Genomic DNA, 20232 nt, shown 5'->3' on the forward strand with positions numbered 1-20232 from the left:
GCACGACGGTACTGCATCCGCTTCGCCCGTTCGGCCGCCATCCTGCCCTGTCCGGGGAGGCCGCGGGGCGGACCATGGACAGGTGTTACTCGGGCGTGGTGCTGCGTTCGCGCAGGAAGGCCAGTGCCTCGTCGGCATGGACGTTGGCACGCAGTTCGCCGGTGACGATCTTCAGGATCGTGCGGTCGGTGTCGATGATGAAGGTGTGTCGCTTGACCGGGGCGAGTTTGCCGAGCAGGCCACGTTTGACGCCGAATTCGGCGGCCACCGCGCCGTCGTGATCGGACAGCACCGGGTAGTCGAGGCGCTGCTTGCTGGCGAAGCCGGCCTGCACCTCGGTGCTGTCGGTGCTGATGCCGACACAGGTGGCGCCCAGCGCGGCGAATTCACCACTCAGGTCGCGGAAGTGGCAGGCCTCGGCGGTGCACACGGGGGTATTGGCGGCGGGGTAGAAGAACAGCACCAGCGGGCCGTCGGCGAGCAAGCCGTCGAGCGAGCGGAGCTGGGCGGACTGATCGGGGAGCTCGAACTGCGGAGCGCGCTGGCCTGGCTGCATGCCCAGACAGTAACGACCGGCGGCCGAGTAGGGAAGATCCCCGCTCGCGGGCGCGAACGGGGACCTGCGGGCCTACTGCCCGAGCAGTGCCGCGACGTCGGGATTGCGGATCTGCATCACGTCGAGGATGCCGTGCGCGCGCAGCAGCGGTTCTAGCTCGCGGATGCGGTCGCTGTGCCCGGCGTACTCGTCGGGGAAGTTCTTCTTGTCGAGATCCTGGATGGCTTTGGCGTAGGTGACGAACGAATTGAGCGCGCTCGTGGCCGACTGCTGGCCGGGGCCGTAGTGCTGCTGCGACGGGATGGCCAGCCGGCCCTCCTGTGCGCCCTGGTGCGAGGGGTACAACATTGCTCCTCTCGGAAAGGGGATAACCGCATGCGACATGGAACGCGCGCGAGTGTAGTGATGCCGGTCACCGCCCGATTCGGCGCGGGGGTCGGGTCCGCGCGCGTCGGCGGCGGCACGCCTGGGATGATGGGGCCATGCAGGGCGCGTCGACACCAACCACCACGACCCGCGAACAGTTCCGGCTGCTCGCCGCCGAGCACCGGGTCGTCCCGGTGACCCGAAAGGTGCTGGCGGACTCCGAAACTCCGCTCTCGGCCTATTCCAAACTGGCGGGCGACCGGCCGGGGACCTTCCTGTTCGAATCCGCCGAGAACGGGCGCTCGTGGTCGCGCTGGTCGTTCATCGGCGCGGGCAGTCCGTCGGCGCTCACCGTGGTCGACGGCGAAGCCGCCTGGCTCGGCACGGTGCCCGTCGACGCGCCCACCGGCGGTGACCCGCTGCGCGTGCTGCACGAGACCCTCGAATTGCTGCGCACCGAGCGGCTGCCCGGCCTGCCGCCGCTCACCGGCGGCATGGTCGGCTATCTCGGCTACGACGCGGTACGCCGGATCGAACGGCTGCCCGAACTCGCCGCCGACGATCTGCAACTTCCCGAACTGGTGCTGATGCTGGCCACCGACCTCGCCGCGTTCGACCACCACGAAGGCGCGATCACCCTCATCGCCAACGCGGTGAACTGGGACGGCACCGACTCCAGGGTCGACGCCGCCTACGACGACGCCGTCGCCCGGCTCGACCGGATGACCGCCGCGCTGGCCACCCCCGCGCCCTCCACGGTGTCGGTCTTCGACCAGCCCGAACCGCGATTCCTGCGCAGGCGCACCACCGAGGAATTCGGTGCGGGCGTGCACCGCCTGATCAAGGAGATCGAGGCGGGCGAGGCCTTCCAGGTGGTGCTCTCGCAGCGCTTCGAAATGGATTACACCGGGTCGCCGCTCGCGGTCTACCGGATGCTGCGAGCCTCGAACCCGAGCCCGTACATGTATCTGATGCACATTCCCGACGGCGAGGGTGGCACCGCGTTCTCCATCGTCGGCTCGAGTCCCGAATCGCTGGTCACCGTGAAAGACGGGGTGGCGACGACACATCCGATCGCGGGCACCCGCTGGCGCGGCGAGAGCGCCGAGGACGACATCCTGCTCGAGAAGGACCTGCTCGCCGACGAGAAGGAGAACGCCGAGCACCTGATGCTCGTCGACCTCGGTCGCAACGATCTGGGCCGGGTCTGCCGTCCCGGCACGGTGAAGGTCACCCAGTACCGTCACGTCGAGCGCTACAGCCACGTGATGCACCTGGTCTCGACGGTGTCCGGGCTGCTCGCCGAGGGCAAGATCGCGCTCGACGCGGTGCGTGCCTGTTTCCCAGCCGGCACGCTGTCGGGTGCGCCGAAGGTGCGCGCGATGGAACTGATCGAGGAGCTGGAACCGACCCGGCGCGGCGTCTACGGCGGTGTGGTCGGCTACCTCGACTTCGCGGGCGACGCCGACACCGCCATCGCCATCCGCACCGCCCTGCTCAAGAACGGCACCGCCTACGTCCAGGCGGGCGCGGGCGTGGTCGCCGACTCCGATCCGGTCTACGAGGACACCGAGGCCCGCAACAAGGCCATGGCGGTACTCAAGGCGATCGCGGCGGCGCAGACCCTGCGCACCTACGAAGGCGGGCACCTGTGACGGCCGAATCAGGAGAAGAACGCACCGGTCGGCCCGTCGGCGCCGAGGAGTCGGCTGCGCCGGAAGTCCACCCTGATGGTCCGAACACGTCCGGCGATACGTCACAGCCTGCCGACCGCACCGACTCCACCGCGGCCACGGGTGTGGCGCCCGCTCCGGCCGCGAAGCCCGTCGTCGCGGTCGTATTGCTCGCGCTGGCGGCAGCCGGGCTGTGGGCCTCCTCGCGGATGACGTGGGTGACGGTGCACTCGGCCGACGGGCTCACCGAACCGCGCACCGACGACCTCAACGGTGGCGTGTGGTTCGGCGCGCTCACCCCACTTGCCCTGGTGCTGGTCGCCTCGATCGCGGCGGTGTTCGCGGTCAAGGGAGTGCTGCGGCAGCTGCTCGGGGTGGTGATCTCGGTGGTCGCCGCCGCGGCCGCGGTACCGGGCTTCGCGCTGGCGGTCGGCGCGGGCAAGACCGCCGAGCGGGCGGGCACGCTGGCCGAACTGCCGGTGCGCGCGGTGGTCAGCGGCGCCGACACCCACCTCGGTCCCGCGATCCTGTCGATCTTCGCGGCGTGCCTGGCACTGGCCGCGGGCATCCTGCTCACCCGCCGCACCGGCGAACGCGCCGAGGCCTCCGACAAATACGACAACCCGGTGTTCCGCCGGGCCGACGCCAGCGCGGCGGTGAGCAAGCAGCACACGGAGACCGGATCGGCGGCGCCACTGTCGGACCGAGTGCTGTGGGACGCGCTCGACGCGGGGACCGACCCGACCGACACCTCCGATACCCCCGGCGCCTACCACGGTCCGGCCGGAGAGAACAAGTGACCAGCAGCACCCCCGCCGCAGTGACACGCGCGGCGGGCATTTATTCTTTACCAGCATCGGTGAGACAGCGCCCGAGGGGACTCTCGGGCGAGAAGTGCGTCTCCCCAGAAAGGATTCGAGCCAGATGACGGTACTCGACTCGATTCTCGACGGGGTCCGAGCGGATGTTGCCGCTCGCGAAGCCCTCCTCGATTTTCAAGCGATCAAAGCTGCTGCCGCCGCGGTCAAGGGGCCGCTGGACGCACACGCCGCGCTGCACGAGGACGGAATCGGTGTCATCGCGGAAGTGAAGCGAGCCAGCCCCTCCAAGGGCGCGCTCGCCGACATTCCCGATCCCGCCGTACTGGCCAAGGCCTACGAAGACGGTGGCGCGCGGATCATCAGCGTGCTCACCGAGGGTCGCCGCTTCGGTGGCTCGCTCGACGATCTCGACGCCGTGCGCGCCGCCGTGAACATCCCGGTCCTGCGCAAGGACTTCGTCGTCGGCCCGTACCAGATCCACGAGGCCCGTGCCCACGGCGCCGACGTGATCCTGCTGATCGTGGCCGCCCTCGAACAGGACGTGCTCGCCTCGCTGATCGACCGCACCGAATCCCTCGGCATGACCGCCCTGGTGGAGGTGCACACCGAGGAAGAGGCCGATCGCGCCCTCGAAGCCGGTGCGACGGTGATCGGCATCAACGCGCGCAACCTCAAGACCCTCGAGGTCGACCGCGATGTGTTCGCGCGGATCGCGCCCGGTCTGCCCTCGGAGGTCATCCGGGTCGCCGAGTCCGGCATCCGCGGTACCGCCGACCTGCTGGCCTACGCCGGTGCGGGCGCCGACGCCGTGCTCGTCGGCGAAGGCCTGGTGACCAGCGGTAACCCGCGTTCGGCGGTGTCGGAACTGGTGACCGCGGGCACGCACCCGTCCTGCCCGAAGCCGGCTCGCCGGAGCATTCGGTGACAGTGCTTCCCCCGGCGAGCGCCGGCGTCGCGCAGCACTCCGACTACGAACCCGACGCGGGCGGCCACTTCGGCGTCTACGGCGGACGGCACGTCCCCGAGGCGCTGATGGCCGTGATCGAAGAGGTCACCGCCGAATACGACAAGATCCGCACCGACCGCGGCTTCCTCGACGAGCTCGACCGGTTGCAGCGCGACTACACCGGTCGTCCGTCGCCGGTGTTCGAATGCACCCGGCTGGCCGCGCACGCGGGTGGCGCGCGGATCTTCCTCAAGCGTGAGGACCTCAACCACACCGGCTCGCACAAGATCAACAATGTGCTCGGCCAGGCACTGCTCGCCAAGCGGATGGGCAAGACCCGCGTCATCGCCGAGACCGGTGCGGGCCAGCACGGCGTCGCCACGGCCACCGCGTGCGCGCTGCTCGGCCTCGATTGCGTGATCTACATGGGCGCGGTCGACACCGCCCGCCAGGCGCTCAACGTGGCCCGCATGCGGCTGCTCGGCGCCGAGGTGATCCCGGTGACCTCGGGTTCGCAGACGCTCAAGGACGCCATCAACGAGGCACTGCGCGACTGGGTCACCCACGCCGACGACACGTTCTACTGCTTCGGCACCGCCGCGGGCCCGCACCCGTTCCCGCTGCTGGTCCGTGATTTCCAGCGCGTGATCGGCCTGGAGGCGCGCGAGCAGATCCAGCTTCCGGCGCAAGCGGGCAGACTGCCCGACGCGGTCGTGGCCTGCGTCGGCGGTGGCTCCAACGCCATCGGCATCTTCCATGCCTTCATCCCCGACGCGGGTGTGCGCCTGGTCGGCTTCGAGGCGGCCGGTGACGGCGTCGAAACCGGCAGGCACGCAGCCACTTTCACCGGTGGCACGCCCGGTGCGTTCCAGGGCGCCTACTCGTACCTGTTGCAGGACGACGACGGCCAGACCATCGAATCGCATTCGATCTCGGCCGGTCTCGACTACCCGGGCGTCGGCCCCGAGCACGCCCACCTCAAGGACATCGGCCGCGCCGAGTACCGGCCGATCACCGACACCGAGGCGATGGACGCGCTGCTGCTGCTCTCGCGCTCCGAGGGCATCATCCCGGCGATCGAGTCCGCGCACGCGGTGGCGGGTGCGCTGAAACTGGGTGTGGAGCTCGGTGAGGGCGCGGTCATCCTGGTCAACCTGTCCGGTCGTGGTGACAAGGACATGGACACCGCGGGCCGCTGGTTCGGTTTGTTCGACGAGGATGCTGAGGAGCACAAGCAGTGAGCCAGCAGTCCCGCCTCGCGAATACCTTCGCCGCCGCGCGTAGCGAAGGACGGGCCGCGCTGATCGGCTACTTGCCCGCCGGTTATCCCGACCTCGCCGGTTCCATCGCCGCGGTCCGCGCCCTCGTCGAATCCGGTTGCGACATCGTCGAAGTCGGCGTCGCCTACTCCGATCCCGTGATGGACGGCCCGGTCATCCAGGCCGCCGCCGAGCAGGCCCTGCGCAGCGGTGTGCGGGTGCGCGACGTGTTCTCCGTCGTCGAGGCGATCACCGATGCCGGTGGTCAGGCCGTGGTGATGAGCTACTGGAACCCGGTGCTCAAGTACGGTGTCGACAACTTCGCCCGCGACCTGGCCTCGGCCGGTGGCGCCGGCATCATCACGCCCAACCTGATCCCCGACGAGGCCGACGACTGGTTCGTCGCCTCCTCCACCCACAACCTGGACCGCATCTTCCTGGTCGCACCCTCCTCGACCGAAGAGCGACTGGTCAAGACCCTGGAAGCCTCGCGCGGCTTCATCTACGCGGCCTCGACCATGGGCGTCACCGGCGCCCGCGACGCGGTCTCCTCGGCCGCCCCCGCGCTGTGCTCGCGCATCCGCGCCCATTCCGACATCCCGATCGGCGTCGGCCTCGGCGTGCGCTCGGGTGCCCAAGCCGCCGAGATCGCCGCGTACGCCGACGGCGTGATCGTCGGCTCGGCACTGGTCTCGGCCGTACCGGAAGGCCTCGACGCGGTCCGCGCGTTGACTGCCGAACTGGCCGAAGGCGTGCGCTCGGCAACCGTTCGGTCCTAGCGGTTCCCGCGATGGGCCCGGCCGCTGATCAGTGGCCGGGCCCATCGCTCGTCACCGGCCCGTCGTCCGCCGTCCGGGTCGCGGCAACACGGCCGTAAGCCTCTCCACTAACGTGGGGCGCGTGAACTCAGTCCTGGCCTATATTCCGAGTCCGCCCCAGGGGGTCTGGCAACTCGGACCCTTCCCGCTGCGGGCATACGCGCTGTTCATCATCCTCGGCATCGTCGTCGCCATCTGGTGGGGTGAACGGCGGTGGCGCGAGCGCGGTGGTCAGCCGGGCGCCGTGCTCGATGTCGCGATGTTCGCGGTGCCGTTCGGCCTGGTCGGCGGCCGGATCTATCACGTCGCCACCGACTGGCAGAAGTACTTCGGCGCGGGTAAGCATCCCGTCGAGGCGCTGTATATCTGGCAGGGCGGCCTCGGCATCTGGGGTGCGGTGTTCTTCGGCGCCATCGGCGCCTGGATCGGCTGCCGGATGTACAAGATCCCGCTGCCCGCGCTCGGTGACGCGGTCGCGCCCGCCGTGCTGCTTGCCCAGGCCATCGGCCGGCTCGGCAACTACTTCAACCAGGAGCTCTACGGGCGCGCCACCGACCTGCCGTGGGGTCTGGAGATCTACGAGCGGTTCGACGCCGAGACCGGCGCGCGCGACATGATGAACGGGGTGTCGACCGGGCGGGTGCTCGAGGTCGTGCAGCCGACGTTCCTCTACGAGCTCGTCTGGAACGTGCTGGTCGTCATCGCGCTGGTGCTGCTCGACAAGCGCTACAAGATCGGTCACGGGCGCCTGTTCGCGCTCTACGTCGCGGGCTACAGCTTCGGCCGGTTCTTCGTCGAGTTGCTGCGCAGCGACGAAGCCACCCACATTCTCGGCATCCGGATCAACTCGTTCACCTCCGCTCTGGTCTTCCTCGGCGCCATGGCCTACTTCGCCTTGGCGACCAAGGGCCGCGAGACGCCCGCGCAGCTGCAGCCCGACGGTGAACCGCGCCCATGGCCGTGGCAGTTCGCCGCGCTGCGCGCCGCCGGTGCGGCCGACAACGCCGCCGCGGCCCCGGCTGCCGAGGCCACGGCCGTCGACGTGACGAAGAAGCCGGATTCGGCTGCGGCCGAAGGTGATTCGACGGACTCCGGCGAAGCGGCCGCGGTGGCGGACGATACCGCCGAGAAGCAAGCCGATGCCGCCGCGCAGCCGACGAAATCAGCGGCGAAGAAGTCCTGATCCACGACGGTTTTCAGGGAATCGACGGGCGCCCGGCAACATCGCGGGCGCCCGTCGCGATATTTCGAATGTGTGGCGAGGCCGGATCGGGTGGTACCCGACAAGACAACGGCGGGCAGTACCGGCAACAATGGCCCGTGATCGTCGCGCGCGCACCGCCGTTCGGCCGATCACCACTGGCCGGGGGCCACGACGGGTACCCGCACGAATGATGGAGGACATGAGTGACCGACCCCTATAACCCCAATCCACAGTACGGCCCTGACCTGAACAAGCCGCAGAACTCCGGTTCGCAGCCGCAGTACGGTCAGCCGGCCTACGGTCAGCCGTCCGATCCGTACGCCCAGCAGCCCGGCTACGGTCAGCCGCAGTACGGTGCGCCGCAGCCGCAGTACGGTCAGCCCGCAGACCCGTACGCCCAGCAGCCGGGTTACGGTGCCGCGCCGTACGGGGCGATGCCGCAGGGCTTCAACCCGAACGACCCGGAGGCGCCCTACGGCCGGGACATGTACGGCGTGCCGTTCTCGGACAAGCAGAAGCTGATGGCCGGTCTGCTGCAGATCTTCCTCGGCAGCTTCGGCGTCGGCCGCTTCTACCTCGGCTACACCGGTCTCGGCATCGCCCAGATCGCGGTCACCTGGCTGACCTGTGGTCTCGGCGCCATCTGGCCGCTGATCGACGGCATCATGATGCTCACCGGCAAGGTGCCCGACGCGCAGGGTCGCCCGCTGCGCGACTGACACGTCATCACACGGGGATGAACGGGTGCTCTGCTCACGCAGGGCGCCCGTTTCGCGTTTCCCCCCGGTATTTGCGATCACGGTGAGCGATACTCTGTGTCGGTCTGTGGTGGCGCCGTAGCGTCGCTTGGCCTGCGCGTGCCCCCTACGCGCAGCGGAGAAAGGGATGTCCGTGCGCAAATTCATTGCCGCCGCCGTACTCGCTGTCGTCGCCGCGACGGGCCTGTCGGCCTGCTCGTCCGCGTCCGACCCGAACGTGCTGAAGGTCGGTACCGAGGGCACCTACGCGCCGTTCAGCTACCAGGAGGGCGGCACGCTCACCGGTTACGACGTCGAGGTCGCCAAGGCGGTCGGCGAAAAGCTCGGCAAGCGGGTGGAATTCGTGCAGACCCCGTGGGACTCGATCTTCGCCGGGCTCGAGTCCAAGCGTTTCGATCTGGTCGCCAACCAGGTCACCGTGAATCCCGAGCGCACGGCCAAGTACGCGCTGTCGCAGCCGTACACGACGTCGGAGGGCGTGATCGTCACCAAGGCCGACAACACCACCATCACCTCGCTGGCGAGCCTGTCGGGCAAGACCACCGCGCAGTCGGCCACCAGCAACTGGAGCAAGGTCGCCGCGGGCGCCGGCGCGAAAGTCGAAGCGGTGGAAGGGTTCGTGCAGGCGGTGCAGCTGCTGAAGGCCGGTCGGGTCGACGCCACCGTCAACGACACCCTGGCCGTGGGCGAGTACACCAAGAAGACCGGTGACACCGGTATCAAGATCGCGGCCGAGACCGGCGAGACCAGCAAGCAGGCCTTCGCCGCGCGCAAGGATGACACCGGGCTCATCACCGACGTCGACAAGGCCCTCGAAGAGCTGCGCGCCGACGGCACGCTGGCCCGTCTGTCGGAGAAGTACTTCGGCACCGACGTCAGCAAATAGCGGATGGATCCGGCTACCTGGGAGCTGATCCGGCACAACCTGGTGCCGATGCTGAAGGCCACGGTGACGATGACGTTGCCGCTCACCGCCATCAGCTTCGTCATCGGCCTGGCCATCGCGGTCGGTGTCGCGCTGGCCAGGATGTCGACGCGGCGGGTGCTGTCGGCGCCCGCCCGCTTCTACATCTCGATCATCCGCGGCACCCCGCTGCTGGTGCAGCTGTTCATCGTGTTCTACGCGCTGCCGCAGTTCGGGATCGTCATCGATCCGTTCCCGGCGGCGGTGATCGCGTTCAGCCTCAATGTCGGCGGCTACGCCGCGGAGGTGGTGCGCTCGTCGATCATGAGCGTGGCGCACGGGCAGTGGGAGGCCGCGCAATCGCTGGGCATGACCTACGTGCAGACGCTCTGGGACATCGTCTTCCCGCAGGCCGCCCGGATCGCGGTGCCGCCGCTGTCGAACACGTTGATCTCCCTGGTCAAGGACACTTCGCTGGCCTCGACCATCCTGGTCACCGAACTGCTGCGCACCGCCCAGCTGGCCGCCGCCCCCACCTTCGACTTCTTCGCCCTCTACGGCGTCGCGGCGCTCTACTACTGGGTGATCTGCCTGATCCTCGGGTTCGGTCAGAGCCGTCTCGAAACAAGACTTTCCCGGCATGTGGCTGTTCGCTAGCAACAGTTTTCGTGAACACAAGTCGAACTAAACGTGCAACCCGACAGGCGAAAAGACTCGGCGCTGCCCGAGTACTAGGCTGGGGGCCGTGATGCGACGGACGAAGATTGTGTGCACCTTGGGCCCGGCCACTGCTACCCAGGATCGTATTCGTGAGCTCGTCGAAAGCGGCATGGATGTGGCCCGGCTGAACTTCAGCCACGGCGACCACGCCGACCACGCCGACAACTACAAGATGGTCCGCGCGGCCTCCGACGAGACCGGCCGCGCGGTCGGCATCCTCGCCGACCTCCAGGGACCCAAGATCCGCCTCGGCCGCTTCGCCGACGGCAAGACCGTGTGGGCCAACGGCGAGCAGGTGCGGATCACGGTCGACGAGGTCGACGGCACCCACGACCGTGTCTCGACCACCTACAAAGAGCTCGCCCAGGACGCCAAGGCCGGGGACCGGCTGCTCGTCGACGACGGCAAGGTCGGCCTCACGGTGGAATCCGTCGAGGACAACGACGTCGTCTGCCGGGTGACCGAGGGCGGCCCGGTGAGCAACAACAAGGGGCTGTCGCTGCCCGGCATGAACGTGTCGGTGCCCGCTCTGTCCGAAAAAGACATCGCCGATCTCGAATTCGCCCTGGAGCTCGGCGTCGACTTCATCGCACTGTCCTTCGTGCGCTCGCCGTCCGACATCGAACTCGTGCACGACATCATGGATCGCGTCGGCCGCCGTGTGCCGGTGATCGCCAAGCTGGAGAAGCCAGAGGCGATCGACAACCTCGAGGCGATCGTGCTCGCCTTCGACGCGGTGATGGTCGCCCGCGGTGACCTCGGCGTCGAGCTGCCCCTCGAGCAGGTGCCGCTGGTGCAGAAGCGCGCGATCCAGATGGCGCGCGAGAACGCCAAGCCGGTCATCGTCGCCACCCAGATGCTCGAATCGATGATCGAGAACTCCCGGCCGACCCGCGCCGAAGCCTCCGACGTCGCCAACGCGGTGCTCGACGGCGCCGACGCGGTGATGCTGTCGGGGGAGACCTCGGTGGGCGCCTGGCCGATCGACGCGGTGCGCACCATGGCCCGCATCGTGACCGCCGTCGAGTCCGAGACGTCGCGGGTGCCACCCCTGACCCACGTGCCGCGCACCAAGCGTGGCGTGATCTCCTACGCCGCCCGCGACATCGGCGAGCGGCTCAACGCCAAGGCGCTCGTCGCGTTCACCCAGTCGGGTGACACCGTGCGCCGCCTGGCCCGCCTGCACACCCCGCTGCCGCTGCTGGCGTTCACCCCGCTGCCGGAGGTGCGCAGCCAGCTCACGCTGACCTGGGGTACCGAGACGTTCATCGTGCCCATGGTGGACACCACCGACGCGATGATCCACCAGGTGGATCAGGCGCTATTGTCGCTGGAGCGTTATCGCAAGGGTGACCTGGTGGTCATCGTCGCCGGCTCCCCTCCGGGTACCGTCGGTTCCACCAACCTGATCCACGTGCACCGCATCGGCGAAGAGGACCACTAGTAGTGAGCAGTTCGATCGACATCGAGACCACCCAGGGCGAGCCGACACCTGATCTGCGGGTGTTGCTCGACCTGCTCGACCTCGAGTCGATCGGCGAGGACACCTTTCTCGGGAACCACCCCGAGAAGGTGTGGAGCCGCACCTTCGGCGGCCAGCTGGTGTCGCAGGCGATCATGGCGGCAGGCCGCACGGCGGGCGACCGGCCGCTGCACGCGCTCAACGCGCATTTCGTGCGTGGCGGCGATGTGAAGAAGCCGATCGAGTACCACGTGCAGCGCCATCGCGACGGCCGCGCGCTCGCCAACCGGACGGTGACCGCCAGTCAGGACGGCCAGGAGCTGTTCGTGATGCTGGCCGCGTTCCAGGACTGGGGCAAGGGCCTCGAGCACGCGCACGAGGGTCCGGACGTGCCCGACCCCGAAACCCTGCCCCGGGTGGAGGAGAGCTTCGCCGGCTTCGAGGACAAGCTGGAGATGTTCATCAAGGCGCCGCACCCGATCGATATGCGCTACACCAACGATCCGTCGTGGATCCTCAAGGGCACCGGGGAGAAGCTCAACCACAACCGGGTCTGGATGCGTACCGACGGCCGGTTGCCCGATGATCAACTGCTGCACGTGGCCGCGCTCGGCTATTCCTCCGACACCACCGTGCTCGATTCGATCATCACCACGCACGGCTTGTCGTGGGGGCTGGACCGGATTCTCGCGGCGACGGTGAACCACTCGATGTGGTTCCACCGTCCGTTCCGGTTCGACGACTGGGTGCTCTACTCCACCGAGTCACCGGTCGCGGCCGGTTCGCGTGGTCTGGCGACCGGCCGGTTCTATTCGCGCACAGGCGAATTGATCGCCACCACCGTGCAGGAAGGTGTCATCCGGCACTTCCCGGCCCGCTGAGGTTCCTCAGCGCAGTTCGCGGTCGAGTTCGGGTGCGACGACATCGGTGCGCTGATGCGCGCGCAACGTGAACGGCACACCGCACGTGGGCTGCGCCTGCGTCGCGCCGTACACGGCCAGCGCGAGACCGTGTTCGAGATCGGCGATGTCGGCGTCGGTGAGTTCGGCCGACTCGCCGACCAGGCTCAGCGCGATCTCGTAGGTGCTCTCCGCGCTCGGGTCGACGCCGGGACAGCTACTGCGCCACTGGGATTCGAGGTGGTGATGGACCGGATCGCTCGTGTCGACCGGCAGGGTGAACCGCCAGGCATAGACGTTGCGGTCGTGTACGTGGTCGTCGAGGACCGTCCGGACACTGGCGACGATGCGGTCGAGGGTCTCCGGTGTCACGTACACATGGAGCGAAACATCCGAAATGCGTTTCGGCAAGTCTGTGGTCCCGTCGTGTGTCGAACCTGCAAGGGGTAACACCCACGTCCGCGCCGAAGTGTAATCCCTGCGCGCCGTGGCGAACAGTCCTACGGGTGGACTCGGCCCGGCTCAGCGTCCGCGCTGGGCGGCGAGGAACGCCGAAAGGGGGCGGGGCCCGCCGGGAGCGATCACCAGGCCGGGACGATCGCCGTCGCCGGAGAGTTTCGTCTGCTCGTGCGGTGCCAGCGCTCCCAGCACGGGGAACAGCAATTCGGCGATGCGGTCGCCGACCTGGAGGAACGCCTCGGCCGAAAGGCCGATCGGGTCGGCGATGTTCTCCCGCCCGACATAGGCCAGGTTGTTGCGTGCGTGATGCAGTGCGGCAATGGATTTCGCGCCGGTGACCTTGGCGATCCGATGCGCCTCGGCGAGGGTGAAGGTGCGCGGGGCGATACCGAAGGCCAGTTCACCGACCTGGTCGCGTAAGGAATCGGTCATCGTCAGCACCAGGTCGGCGCGATCGACCATCTCGGGCTTGAGTTTTCGGGCCTTGAAACCACTGGTGTCGCCGCCCAGGCCCTGGATCGTCTCCACGGCCAGCGGCTCGGGCGGAAAGCCGACCAGTGCCCTGGTGCCCGCGCTCTCCGCGGTGAGGCCGGGTAGACCGTGCTCCGCCGCGAATGCCAGGGTGAGCCGTTCGGCGATCACCGAACGGCAGACATTGGAGTTGCAGACGAAGAGCACGTGCATACCGACACCGTAATCGGGTCGATTGTCACGGAGTAGGCCGGAATTGTAACCATCACAAGCGCGGTACTACTTATTCACCTTTCGGTTGAACGCCGTACATCATTCACGATGCGCAAATCCGTTGTGTGTGACCGTGATACCCACGAGATATGGCGTGGAAACCTCGCGATGATATGTGTCGATCGTCACTCGTTCGGATCATAATAATTCGATTCGGTAATAACCGGTGGCACGCCCGGTGGGGTGCCGTGCACCCGGCCCCTGGTGGAGAACATCGGGCCACGCGCGGGCACGACCGGCGCGAACGCCGCCAGCCCCGTCGCCGCGGACATGTCGTCATAGACCGCGTCGATGCCACCGCGGCGGAAATAGGCCTCGTGCCAGAAACCGGTGCCGCCGGAATCGCGCAGGAATTCGCGCCACCACTGCCGGTGTGGTTCCGAGCGTGTCCAGCGTTCGAGCGAATCCAGATCGCGCCAGTATTGCCGGGCGCCCCAATGCGGCGGCAGCATCGACCACACGACGTCATCGTGGTGCAGCAACCCGTCGGGCCGGTCGGCATGTGAGCGATACAACTTCGGGCCGACGCCGAGCAGTCGCAGCAGCCCTCGCGGCGTGCGCACCCGCATGCCGAGCAGGATCATCACCAGGTCGGGGTAGGCGTCGAGGTCGACCGTGGTCCTCTTTACGCGCATGATCGCAGCCCCTTCCGTGGTGCCCTCTGGGGGTACTACGGGGCAGCTGGGCCTCCGGTTCGACCGGCAGTTCGCTTCCCGGCGCGCCGAGACGCTATAGTGACCGCGGTGCGCCGGGTTGGCGGAACTGGCAGACGCGACGGTCTCAAAAACCGTTGTCCGAAAGGACGTGTGGGTTCGAGTCCCACACTCGGCACCACGGCGGCAGCGCGGCACATGCCGCGCTCCGCGGGGGAGTATCCGGCGCAGGGTGTGCGCGATCTCATCGCAGGCGCATTCTCCGCGCGGAGGTGAAAGGTACTCTTTACAACGCCGGTCGTGGTGTGATCGACGGGCACCGGAATCCAGAGGGGTCGAACCTATGAGCACGAATGCAGCCGGCGCCACGCGTGAGGCCGCGGCCAAGCGGGTCGTCGTCGCCGAGGATGAGGCCTTGATCCGGATGGACCTGGTCGAGATGCTCAAGGAAGAGGGCTACGACGTCGTCGGCGAAGCGGGCGACGGGCAGCAGGCCGTCGAGCTCGCTGAGGAACTTCGCCCGGATCTGGTGATCATGGACGTGAAGATGCCGCGCCGTGACGGCATCGACGCCGCCGCCGAGATCGCGTCGAAACGCGTTGCGCCCGTGGTGATTCTGACCGCGTTCAGTCAGCGCGACCTGGTCGAGCGCGCACGCGACGCGGGCGCGATGGCCTATCTCGTGAAGCCGTTCACCAAGTCCGATCTGGTCCCCGCGATCGAACTCGCGGCCAGTCGTTTTCACGAAATCACCGCGCTGGAAACCGAAGTCGCGAATCTGTCGGATCGTTTGGAGACGCGCAAACTGGTCGAGCGGGCCAAGGGTGTGCTCATGCAGACCCAAGGCCTCTCGGAACCGCAGGCGTTCAAATGGATTCAGCGCACCGCGATGGATCGGCGCACGACGATGAAGGCGGTCGCCGAAGTCGTGCTGGAGAACCTCACTCCGCAGTAACTCGGTTTCGCTCTTACTGTCGCGCGGGCCCAAAGCCGGAAATGTTTACGGAAGCGAAACAATAATGTGAACTATTGCTTGGACAAGAGGCATCCGACATGATGCGAATGTGATGCGGATCTAACAAAGCGGCGATATGTTCTCTGCGGGCTGAACGTGGTCGGCCCCCTCGGTGAACCCGGGGAGCACAGGACATAGAGGTGAGACGTGCTCAGTTCGACATGGCGCAGTCGGTCGACGCGAGGAGTTCTGGTTATCGGAGCTGCCGCGTCGTTGGTGTTGTCCGGATGCAGTGACAAGTCGTCAGATGGCGGCGGTGGCGGCAACACCGATCTCTCCATCCAGCCGGTGGTTCAGCTCGATACCCAGGGCAAGGCCGTCGCGACAACCGATGCCGGTGCGGCCGCGGACCCCGCAGGCGACGGTAAGGCCAAGTGCGCGCCGCTGACGCTCGGCATGGCGGGCCCGCTGACCGGTGGCAACGCCGCCCTCGGCATCAACATCATCATGGGCGTGAAGCTCGCGCTCGACAAGCACAACAAGGCCAACCCGGACTGCCAGGTCTCGGTGAAGCAGTTCGACACCGAGGGCAAGCCGCAGATCGCCAGCCAGGTGGTTCCGACGATCGTCGCCGACCCGAACATCGTGGCACTGGTCGGCCCGACCTTCTCGGGTGAGACCAAGGCGACCGGCCAGATCCTCAGCGAGGCAGGCATGCCCACGCTGACCGCATCGGCCACGAACCCCACGTTGACGGCCAACGGCTGGAAGACCTTCTTCCGCGGGCTCGGCAACGACGATTCGCAGGGTCCGGCCATCGCCAACTACCTCACCGGCGAGAAGGGCTTCAAGAAGCTCTGCGTCGTGCAGGACAACACCGACTACGGCGCCGGTCTGGCGAAGGCGTTCATCACCGCGGCCGGCCCCGCGGCTGACCCGTCCTGCGCGGTGAATGTCAAGGAAGGTGATAAGGACTTCTCGGCCGCCGTGTCGTCGCTGAACGCGGCCAAGCCCGACGCCATCTTCTACGCCGGCTACTACGCCGAGGCCGCGCCGTTCGTGCAGCAGCTGCGTTCCGGTGGCGTGACCGCCACCTTCGTCTCCGCCGACGGCAGCAACGATCCCGAGTTCGTCCGCCAGGCAGGCTCCTCGTCCAAGGACGCATTGCTGTCCTGCCCGTGCAGCCCGGCGCCGGAGAAGTTCTCCGCCGACTACAAGGCGCTCAACGGTCAGGCGCCCGGCGTCTACTCCGTCGAGGGATACGACCTCACGACGATCCTGCTCAAGGGCATCGACTCCGGAAAGGTCACCCGCGCCGAGCTCGTCGACTACGTCCGTAACTACAGCGGAACTGGTGTCGCCCGCCAGTACAAGTGGGGCGAGACCGGCGAACTGGCCAACATCCAGATCTGGATGTACCAGGTCAAGTAGTTCCGATGACGTGTGCGCGGTGCGCGTGGTGATCCCACGCGCACCGCGCGCCTGACGCGAGAGTAACCATGACATCAGCGGCTTCGCTCGGTGTGACCCTGTTGGCCGAGGGGTCCATCGATTTCAACGTTTCCGGGGTGATCGACCAGTTCTGGCGATTGACCGTGGACGGTCTCACCTACGGCTCGATCTACGCCCTGGTCGCGGTCGGCTACACGCTCGTCTACGGCGTGCTGCGACTGATCAACTTCGCGCACTCCGAAATCTTCATGCTCGGCATGTTCGGCACCTATGTGGGTCTGGAACTGCTCGGCTTCGCGCCCAGCGGCAATGTGTACTCCCAGGGTGTCCTGCTGACGGTGCTCTATCTGGGTGTCGCGATGCTGTTCGGCATGCTGGTCTCCGGCATCGCCGCGGTGGGGCTCGAACGGGTCGCCTATCGCCCGCTGCGCAGGCGTGGCGCGAAGCCGCTGGCCTTCCTGATCACCGCGATCGGTATGTCGTTCGTGATCCAGGAGTTCGTCCACTACATCCTGCCCAAGATCAAGCCGGGCCTCGGCGGCTCCAACGCCCAGACCGGCATCCGGCTCGTGGAGCCGAAGGTACAGTTCACCTTCCTCGGCGCGTCGGTCACCAATGTGGCGCTGGTGATCTTCGCCGCGGCCGTCGTGCTCGCGGTGACCACCGAAATCGTCATCAACAGAACCAAATTCGGCCGCGCCATCCGCGCGGTGGCACAGGATCCCGACACCGCCACGCTGATGGGTGTCTCGCGCGAGCGGGTCATCGTGCTGACCTTCCTCATCGGTGGTCTGCTGGCAGGCGCCGCGGCGATGCTGTACACCCTCTACATTCCCACCGGCATCATCTTCTCCGGCGGATTCATCCTCGGTATCAAGGCGTTCAGCGCCGCGGTGCTCGGTGGTATCGGTAACCTGCGCGGCGCGCTGCTCGGCGGGTTGATCCTCGGCATCGCCGAGCAGTACGGGTCGATCCTGTTCGGCAACGAATGGCGTGACGTGGTCGCCTTCGTGCTGCTGGTGACCGTGCTGATGTTCCGGCCGACCGGCATCCTCGGCGAGAGCCTGGGGAGGGCACGCGCATGACAGACCTGACGAAGACTCCGAAAACGCCTGTCGCGCAGCAGGATCGGCGCGGCCTCGGCGATGCTATCCGGACCTGGTGGGACGGGCTGTCGCGGCCGGGCCAGTGGGCCGTCGGCGTGCCGATCATCGCCGCGCTCGCGATCCTGCCGCTGTTCCCGCCCCCGCTGCTCAACACTCCCGGCGTGAGTTTCGGTGGCGTGATGGCGCAGTTCGCCATGTACGCCCTGATCGCCATCGGCCTGAACGTGGTGGTCGGCCAGGCGGGTCTGCTCGACCTCGGTTACGTCGGTTTCTACGCCGTCGGCGCCTATACGGTCGGCCTGCTCACCAGCCCGAACAGTCCGTGGAACCAGACCGACGGCGGGTGGCTCAGTTCGGGTTGGGCGTGGGTGGCCTGCCTGCCGCTCGCGGTCGCGCTCACCGCGCTGGCCGGCCTGATCCTCGGCGCGCCCACCCTGCGGTTGCGCGGTGACTACCTCGCGATCGTGACGCTCGGCTTCGGTGAGATCGTTCGGCTGATGGCCGACAACCTGGGCGAGGTGACCAACGGCAGCCTCGGGCTGTCGAAGATCGCCTACCCCGAGGTTGGGGAATCCGAAGCGCACCCCGGTGGCTTCTTCTCCCCGGGCAACCTCGGCGACACCAGCAGCTGGAACCCCTTCACCCGAGCGAACAACGGCACCTGGTGGTTCTGGCTCGGCATGGTCTTCGTGATCGTGGTGCTGCTGATCATCGGCAACCTCGAGCGCAGCCGGGTCGGCCGCTCCTGGGTCGCCATCCGCGAAGACGAGGACGCCGCCGAGATCATGGGCGTGCCGACCTTCAAGTTCAAGCTGTGGGCGTTCGTGATCGGCGCCTCGGTCGGCGGCCTTTCGGGCGCGATGTACGCCGGTCAGGTCACCTACGTGAACCCCAAACAGTTCGACATCATCCTGTCGATGCTGTTCCTGTGCGCGGTCGTGCTCGGTGGTTCGGGCAACAAGCTCGGCGTGATCGTCGGCGCGTTCCTCATCGCCTACCTGCCGATGCGGTTGCAGTCGGTGCAGCTGGTGTCGAGCGAGTCGACCGGCTACCTGCTGCTGGGCCTCGATATCGCACTGCTGATCGGCCTCTGGCTGCTGTGGCGGTGGAAGAAGGACGCGCTGGGCACGTGGGTCCGGCGGGCGGTGATCGGAACGGCGATCGTCGCCGTGATCCTCGGATTGCTGCTGTTCGGCAGTGTGTTGCTGTTCCGTCCCGGCGGCGCGCAGAACCTCGGTGACCTGAAGTACCTCTACTTCGGCATCGCGCTCGTGGTGATGATGATTCTGCGGCCACAGGGTCTGTTCCCGGTGCGGCAGAAGCTGCTCGCCTACGGCAGACAGGTGTACCAGGCGGTCGTGCGCAAGCCGGCGGCCGAATCGATCGGAGCAGGGCGATGACGGGGCCAGGCGCGGGAGACGCGCTGTTCGACAACGAAGACATGAAGGCCGGCTACCAGCCGCCGCCCGAAGTCGAGCCGACGGGCGACGTCGACGTCACCGCGGTGATGCCCGAACTCGCCGATGCCGAGACCGTCGCCGAGGTGGTCGCGCCGCATCGCGCGATCGAGACCGCGGTCGGTGAGCCACTGCTGCGCACCGATGGTCTGACCGTCAAGTTCGGTGGTCTGACCGCGCTCGACGGCGTCAGTTTCGAGATCCGCCGCGGCGAGATCCTCGGCCTGATCGGCCCCAACGGCGCGGGCAAGACCACCTGCTTCAACGCGATCACCGGCGTCTACAAGCCCGCGTCGGGCAGTGTGCACTTCGATGGTCAGCCGCTGGCCAAGACCAAGCGCAACGAGATCACCCGGATGGGTATCGCGCGCACGTTCCAGAACGTGCGGCTGTTCGGCGAGATGACCGCGCTGGAGAACGTGGTCGTCGGCACCGACGCCCGCCACACCACCTCGGTCCCCGGCGCGGTCTTCCGCACGCCGAAGTTCAAGCGCGAGGAGCGTGATGCCATCGAACGTGGCATGGCGCTGCTCGAGTTCGTCGGTATCGCACCGCGCGCGGTCGAGAAGGCGCGCAACCTGTCTTATGGCGATCAGCGCAGGCTCGAGATCGCGCGTGCGCTGGCCACCGAGCCCAAGTTGCTGTGTCTGGACGAACCGGCTGCCGGGTTCAACCCCAGCGAGAAGTCGGCGCTGATGGACCTGATCCGCAAGATCCGCGACGACGGCTACACCGTGCTGCTCATCGAGCACGACATGCGCCTGGTGATGGGCGTGACCGACCGGATCGTCGTGCTCGAATTCGGGCGCAAGATCGCCGACGGCCTGCCCGCCGCGGTCCGCGAGGATCCGGCGGTGATCGCCGCCTACCTCGGCGTGCCCGACGCGGACACGATCGAGGAGGTTCGCGAGGAATCGGTGGCCGCCGCGGAAGAAGGGGCGACCCCGACGCCGGTGGCCGACGCCGTGGTGGTGCAGTCGCGCGATGAGCCGGAGGCCGTGGTCGAGACCGCGACCCCAC

The 20232-nt window shown here is 67.5% G+C and carries 20 protein-coding genes, 1 tRNA gene and 1 pseudogene; 17 read left to right on the forward strand and 5 right to left on the reverse strand.

Going from position 1 to position 20232, the window contains the following annotated elements; translation table 11 throughout:
- Positions 1–85 precede the first annotated feature (85 nt).
- Both ACWZHB_RS05385 and ACWZHB_RS05390 read right to left on the reverse strand, forming a co-directional pair.
- Positions 86–556, reverse strand: coding sequence for a peroxiredoxin (locus ACWZHB_RS05385; protein WP_427906819.1), 471 nt, complete (start codon positions 554–556; stop codon positions 86–88).
- A 72-nt stretch (positions 557–628) separates the two neighbouring features.
- Positions 629–904 (reverse strand): hypothetical protein, encoded by a 276-nt coding sequence (locus ACWZHB_RS05390; protein WP_427906820.1) that lies wholly within the window; start codon positions 902–904, stop codon positions 629–631.
- Between the two features lie 134 nt (positions 905–1038).
- On the opposite strand from ACWZHB_RS05390, the gene ACWZHB_RS05395 reads away from it, so the two are divergent.
- The 11 genes from ACWZHB_RS05395 (at position 1039) to ACWZHB_RS05445 (ending at position 12368) form a co-directional block, all read left to right on the forward strand.
- Entirely contained in the window at positions 1039–2577 is a 1539-nt protein-coding gene (locus ACWZHB_RS05395; RefSeq protein WP_427906821.1) for an anthranilate synthase component I, read from the forward strand.
- On the forward strand, positions 2574–3395 hold the full coding sequence (locus ACWZHB_RS05400) for a TIGR02234 family membrane protein (RefSeq protein WP_427906822.1): 822 nt from the start codon (positions 2574–2576) through the stop codon (positions 3393–3395). The genes ACWZHB_RS05395 and ACWZHB_RS05400 overlap by 4 nt, the downstream gene beginning before the upstream one ends.
- A 124-nt stretch (positions 3396–3519) precedes the next feature.
- Positions 3520–4341 (forward strand): indole-3-glycerol phosphate synthase TrpC, encoded by an 822-nt coding sequence (trpC, locus tag ACWZHB_RS05405; protein WP_056824640.1) that lies wholly within the window; start codon positions 3520–3522, stop codon positions 4339–4341.
- A complete protein-coding gene (gene trpB / locus ACWZHB_RS05410; protein ID WP_427906823.1) occupies positions 4338–5603 on the forward strand; it encodes a tryptophan synthase subunit beta in 1266 nt (421 codons plus the stop codon). The genes trpC and trpB overlap by 4 nt, the downstream gene beginning before the upstream one ends.
- Positions 5600–6400: a tryptophan synthase subunit alpha gene (trpA, locus tag ACWZHB_RS05415; protein ID WP_427906824.1), complete on the forward strand. Its 801-nt coding sequence runs from the start codon at positions 5600–5602 to the stop codon at positions 6398–6400. Before trpB ends, trpA begins: the two co-directional genes overlap by 4 nt.
- Before the next feature lie 121 nt (positions 6401–6521).
- Entirely contained in the window at positions 6522–7622 is a 1101-nt protein-coding gene (gene lgt, locus ACWZHB_RS05420; protein ID WP_427906825.1) for a prolipoprotein diacylglyceryl transferase, read from the forward strand.
- 224 nt (positions 7623–7846) lie between these two features.
- The gene (locus ACWZHB_RS05425) at positions 7847–8362 is read left to right on the forward strand and encodes a TM2 domain-containing protein (RefSeq protein ID WP_427906826.1); all 516 of its coding nucleotides are present in this window, start codon (positions 7847–7849) and stop codon (positions 8360–8362) included.
- Between the two features lie 166 nt (positions 8363–8528).
- Positions 8529–9287, forward strand: coding sequence for an amino acid ABC transporter substrate-binding protein (locus ACWZHB_RS05430; protein ID WP_457204121.1), 759 nt, complete (start codon positions 8529–8531; stop codon positions 9285–9287).
- A 3-nt stretch (positions 9288–9290) separates the two neighbouring features.
- Entirely contained in the window at positions 9291–9962 is a 672-nt protein-coding gene (locus ACWZHB_RS05435; protein WP_427906827.1) for an amino acid ABC transporter permease, read from the forward strand.
- Between the two features lie 88 nt (positions 9963–10050).
- A complete protein-coding gene (gene pyk / locus ACWZHB_RS05440) occupies positions 10051–11469 on the forward strand; it encodes a pyruvate kinase (protein WP_427906828.1) in 1419 nt (472 codons plus the stop codon).
- A 2-nt stretch (positions 11470–11471) separates the two neighbouring features.
- Positions 11472–12368: an acyl-CoA thioesterase gene (locus ACWZHB_RS05445; protein WP_427906829.1), complete on the forward strand. Its 897-nt coding sequence runs from the start codon at positions 11472–11474 to the stop codon at positions 12366–12368.
- Positions 12369–12374: 6 nt separating this feature from the next.
- Here the strand turns inward: ACWZHB_RS05445 and ACWZHB_RS05450 are convergent, their stop codons facing one another.
- The 3 genes from ACWZHB_RS05450 to ACWZHB_RS05460 all read right to left on the reverse strand — a co-directional run bounded on the left by ACWZHB_RS05450 (position 12375) and on the right by ACWZHB_RS05460 (position 14224).
- On the reverse strand, positions 12375–12758 hold the full coding sequence (locus tag ACWZHB_RS05450) for a hypothetical protein (RefSeq protein WP_427906830.1): 384 nt from the start codon (positions 12756–12758) through the stop codon (positions 12375–12377).
- Positions 12759–12908: 150 nt separating this feature from the next.
- A complete protein-coding gene (locus tag ACWZHB_RS05455) occupies positions 12909–13529 on the reverse strand; it encodes an arsenate reductase/protein-tyrosine-phosphatase family protein (protein ID WP_427906831.1) in 621 nt (206 codons plus the stop codon).
- 185 nt (positions 13530–13714) lie between these two features.
- On the reverse strand, positions 13715–14224 hold the full coding sequence (locus ACWZHB_RS05460; protein ID WP_427906832.1) for a monooxygenase family protein: 510 nt from the start codon (positions 14222–14224) through the stop codon (positions 13715–13717).
- Positions 14225–14336: 112 nt separating this feature from the next.
- Here ACWZHB_RS05460 and ACWZHB_RS05465 point away from each other — a divergent pair.
- From ACWZHB_RS05465 to ACWZHB_RS05490, 6 genes and pseudogenes are all read left to right on the forward strand, one after another.
- A tRNA-Leu gene (locus tag ACWZHB_RS05465) sits at positions 14337–14423 on the forward strand.
- Between the two features lie 162 nt (positions 14424–14585).
- Positions 14586–15197, forward strand: coding sequence for an ANTAR domain-containing response regulator (locus ACWZHB_RS05470; RefSeq protein ID WP_056824610.1), 612 nt, complete (start codon positions 14586–14588; stop codon positions 15195–15197).
- 273 nt (positions 15198–15470) lie between these two features.
- Complete coding sequence (locus ACWZHB_RS05475) at positions 15471–16628, forward strand: branched-chain amino acid ABC transporter substrate-binding protein (protein WP_427906833.1); 1158 nt, start codon at positions 15471–15473, stop codon at positions 16626–16628.
- A gap of 68 nt (positions 16629–16696) precedes the next feature.
- Positions 16697–17734: a branched-chain amino acid ABC transporter permease gene (locus ACWZHB_RS05480; RefSeq protein ID WP_427906834.1), complete on the forward strand. Its 1038-nt coding sequence runs from the start codon at positions 16697–16699 to the stop codon at positions 17732–17734.
- On the forward strand, positions 17731–19155 hold the full coding sequence (locus tag ACWZHB_RS05485; protein WP_427906835.1) for a branched-chain amino acid ABC transporter permease: 1425 nt from the start codon (positions 17731–17733) through the stop codon (positions 19153–19155). The genes ACWZHB_RS05480 and ACWZHB_RS05485 overlap by 4 nt, the downstream gene beginning before the upstream one ends.
- A gap of 107 nt (positions 19156–19262) precedes the next feature.
- Positions 19263–20102, forward strand: a pseudogene (locus ACWZHB_RS05490) (ABC transporter ATP-binding protein); the annotation flags it as partial.
- Positions 20103–20232 lie beyond the last annotated feature (130 nt).

It is taken from the genome of Nocardia sp. FBN12 (assembly GCF_054031145.1).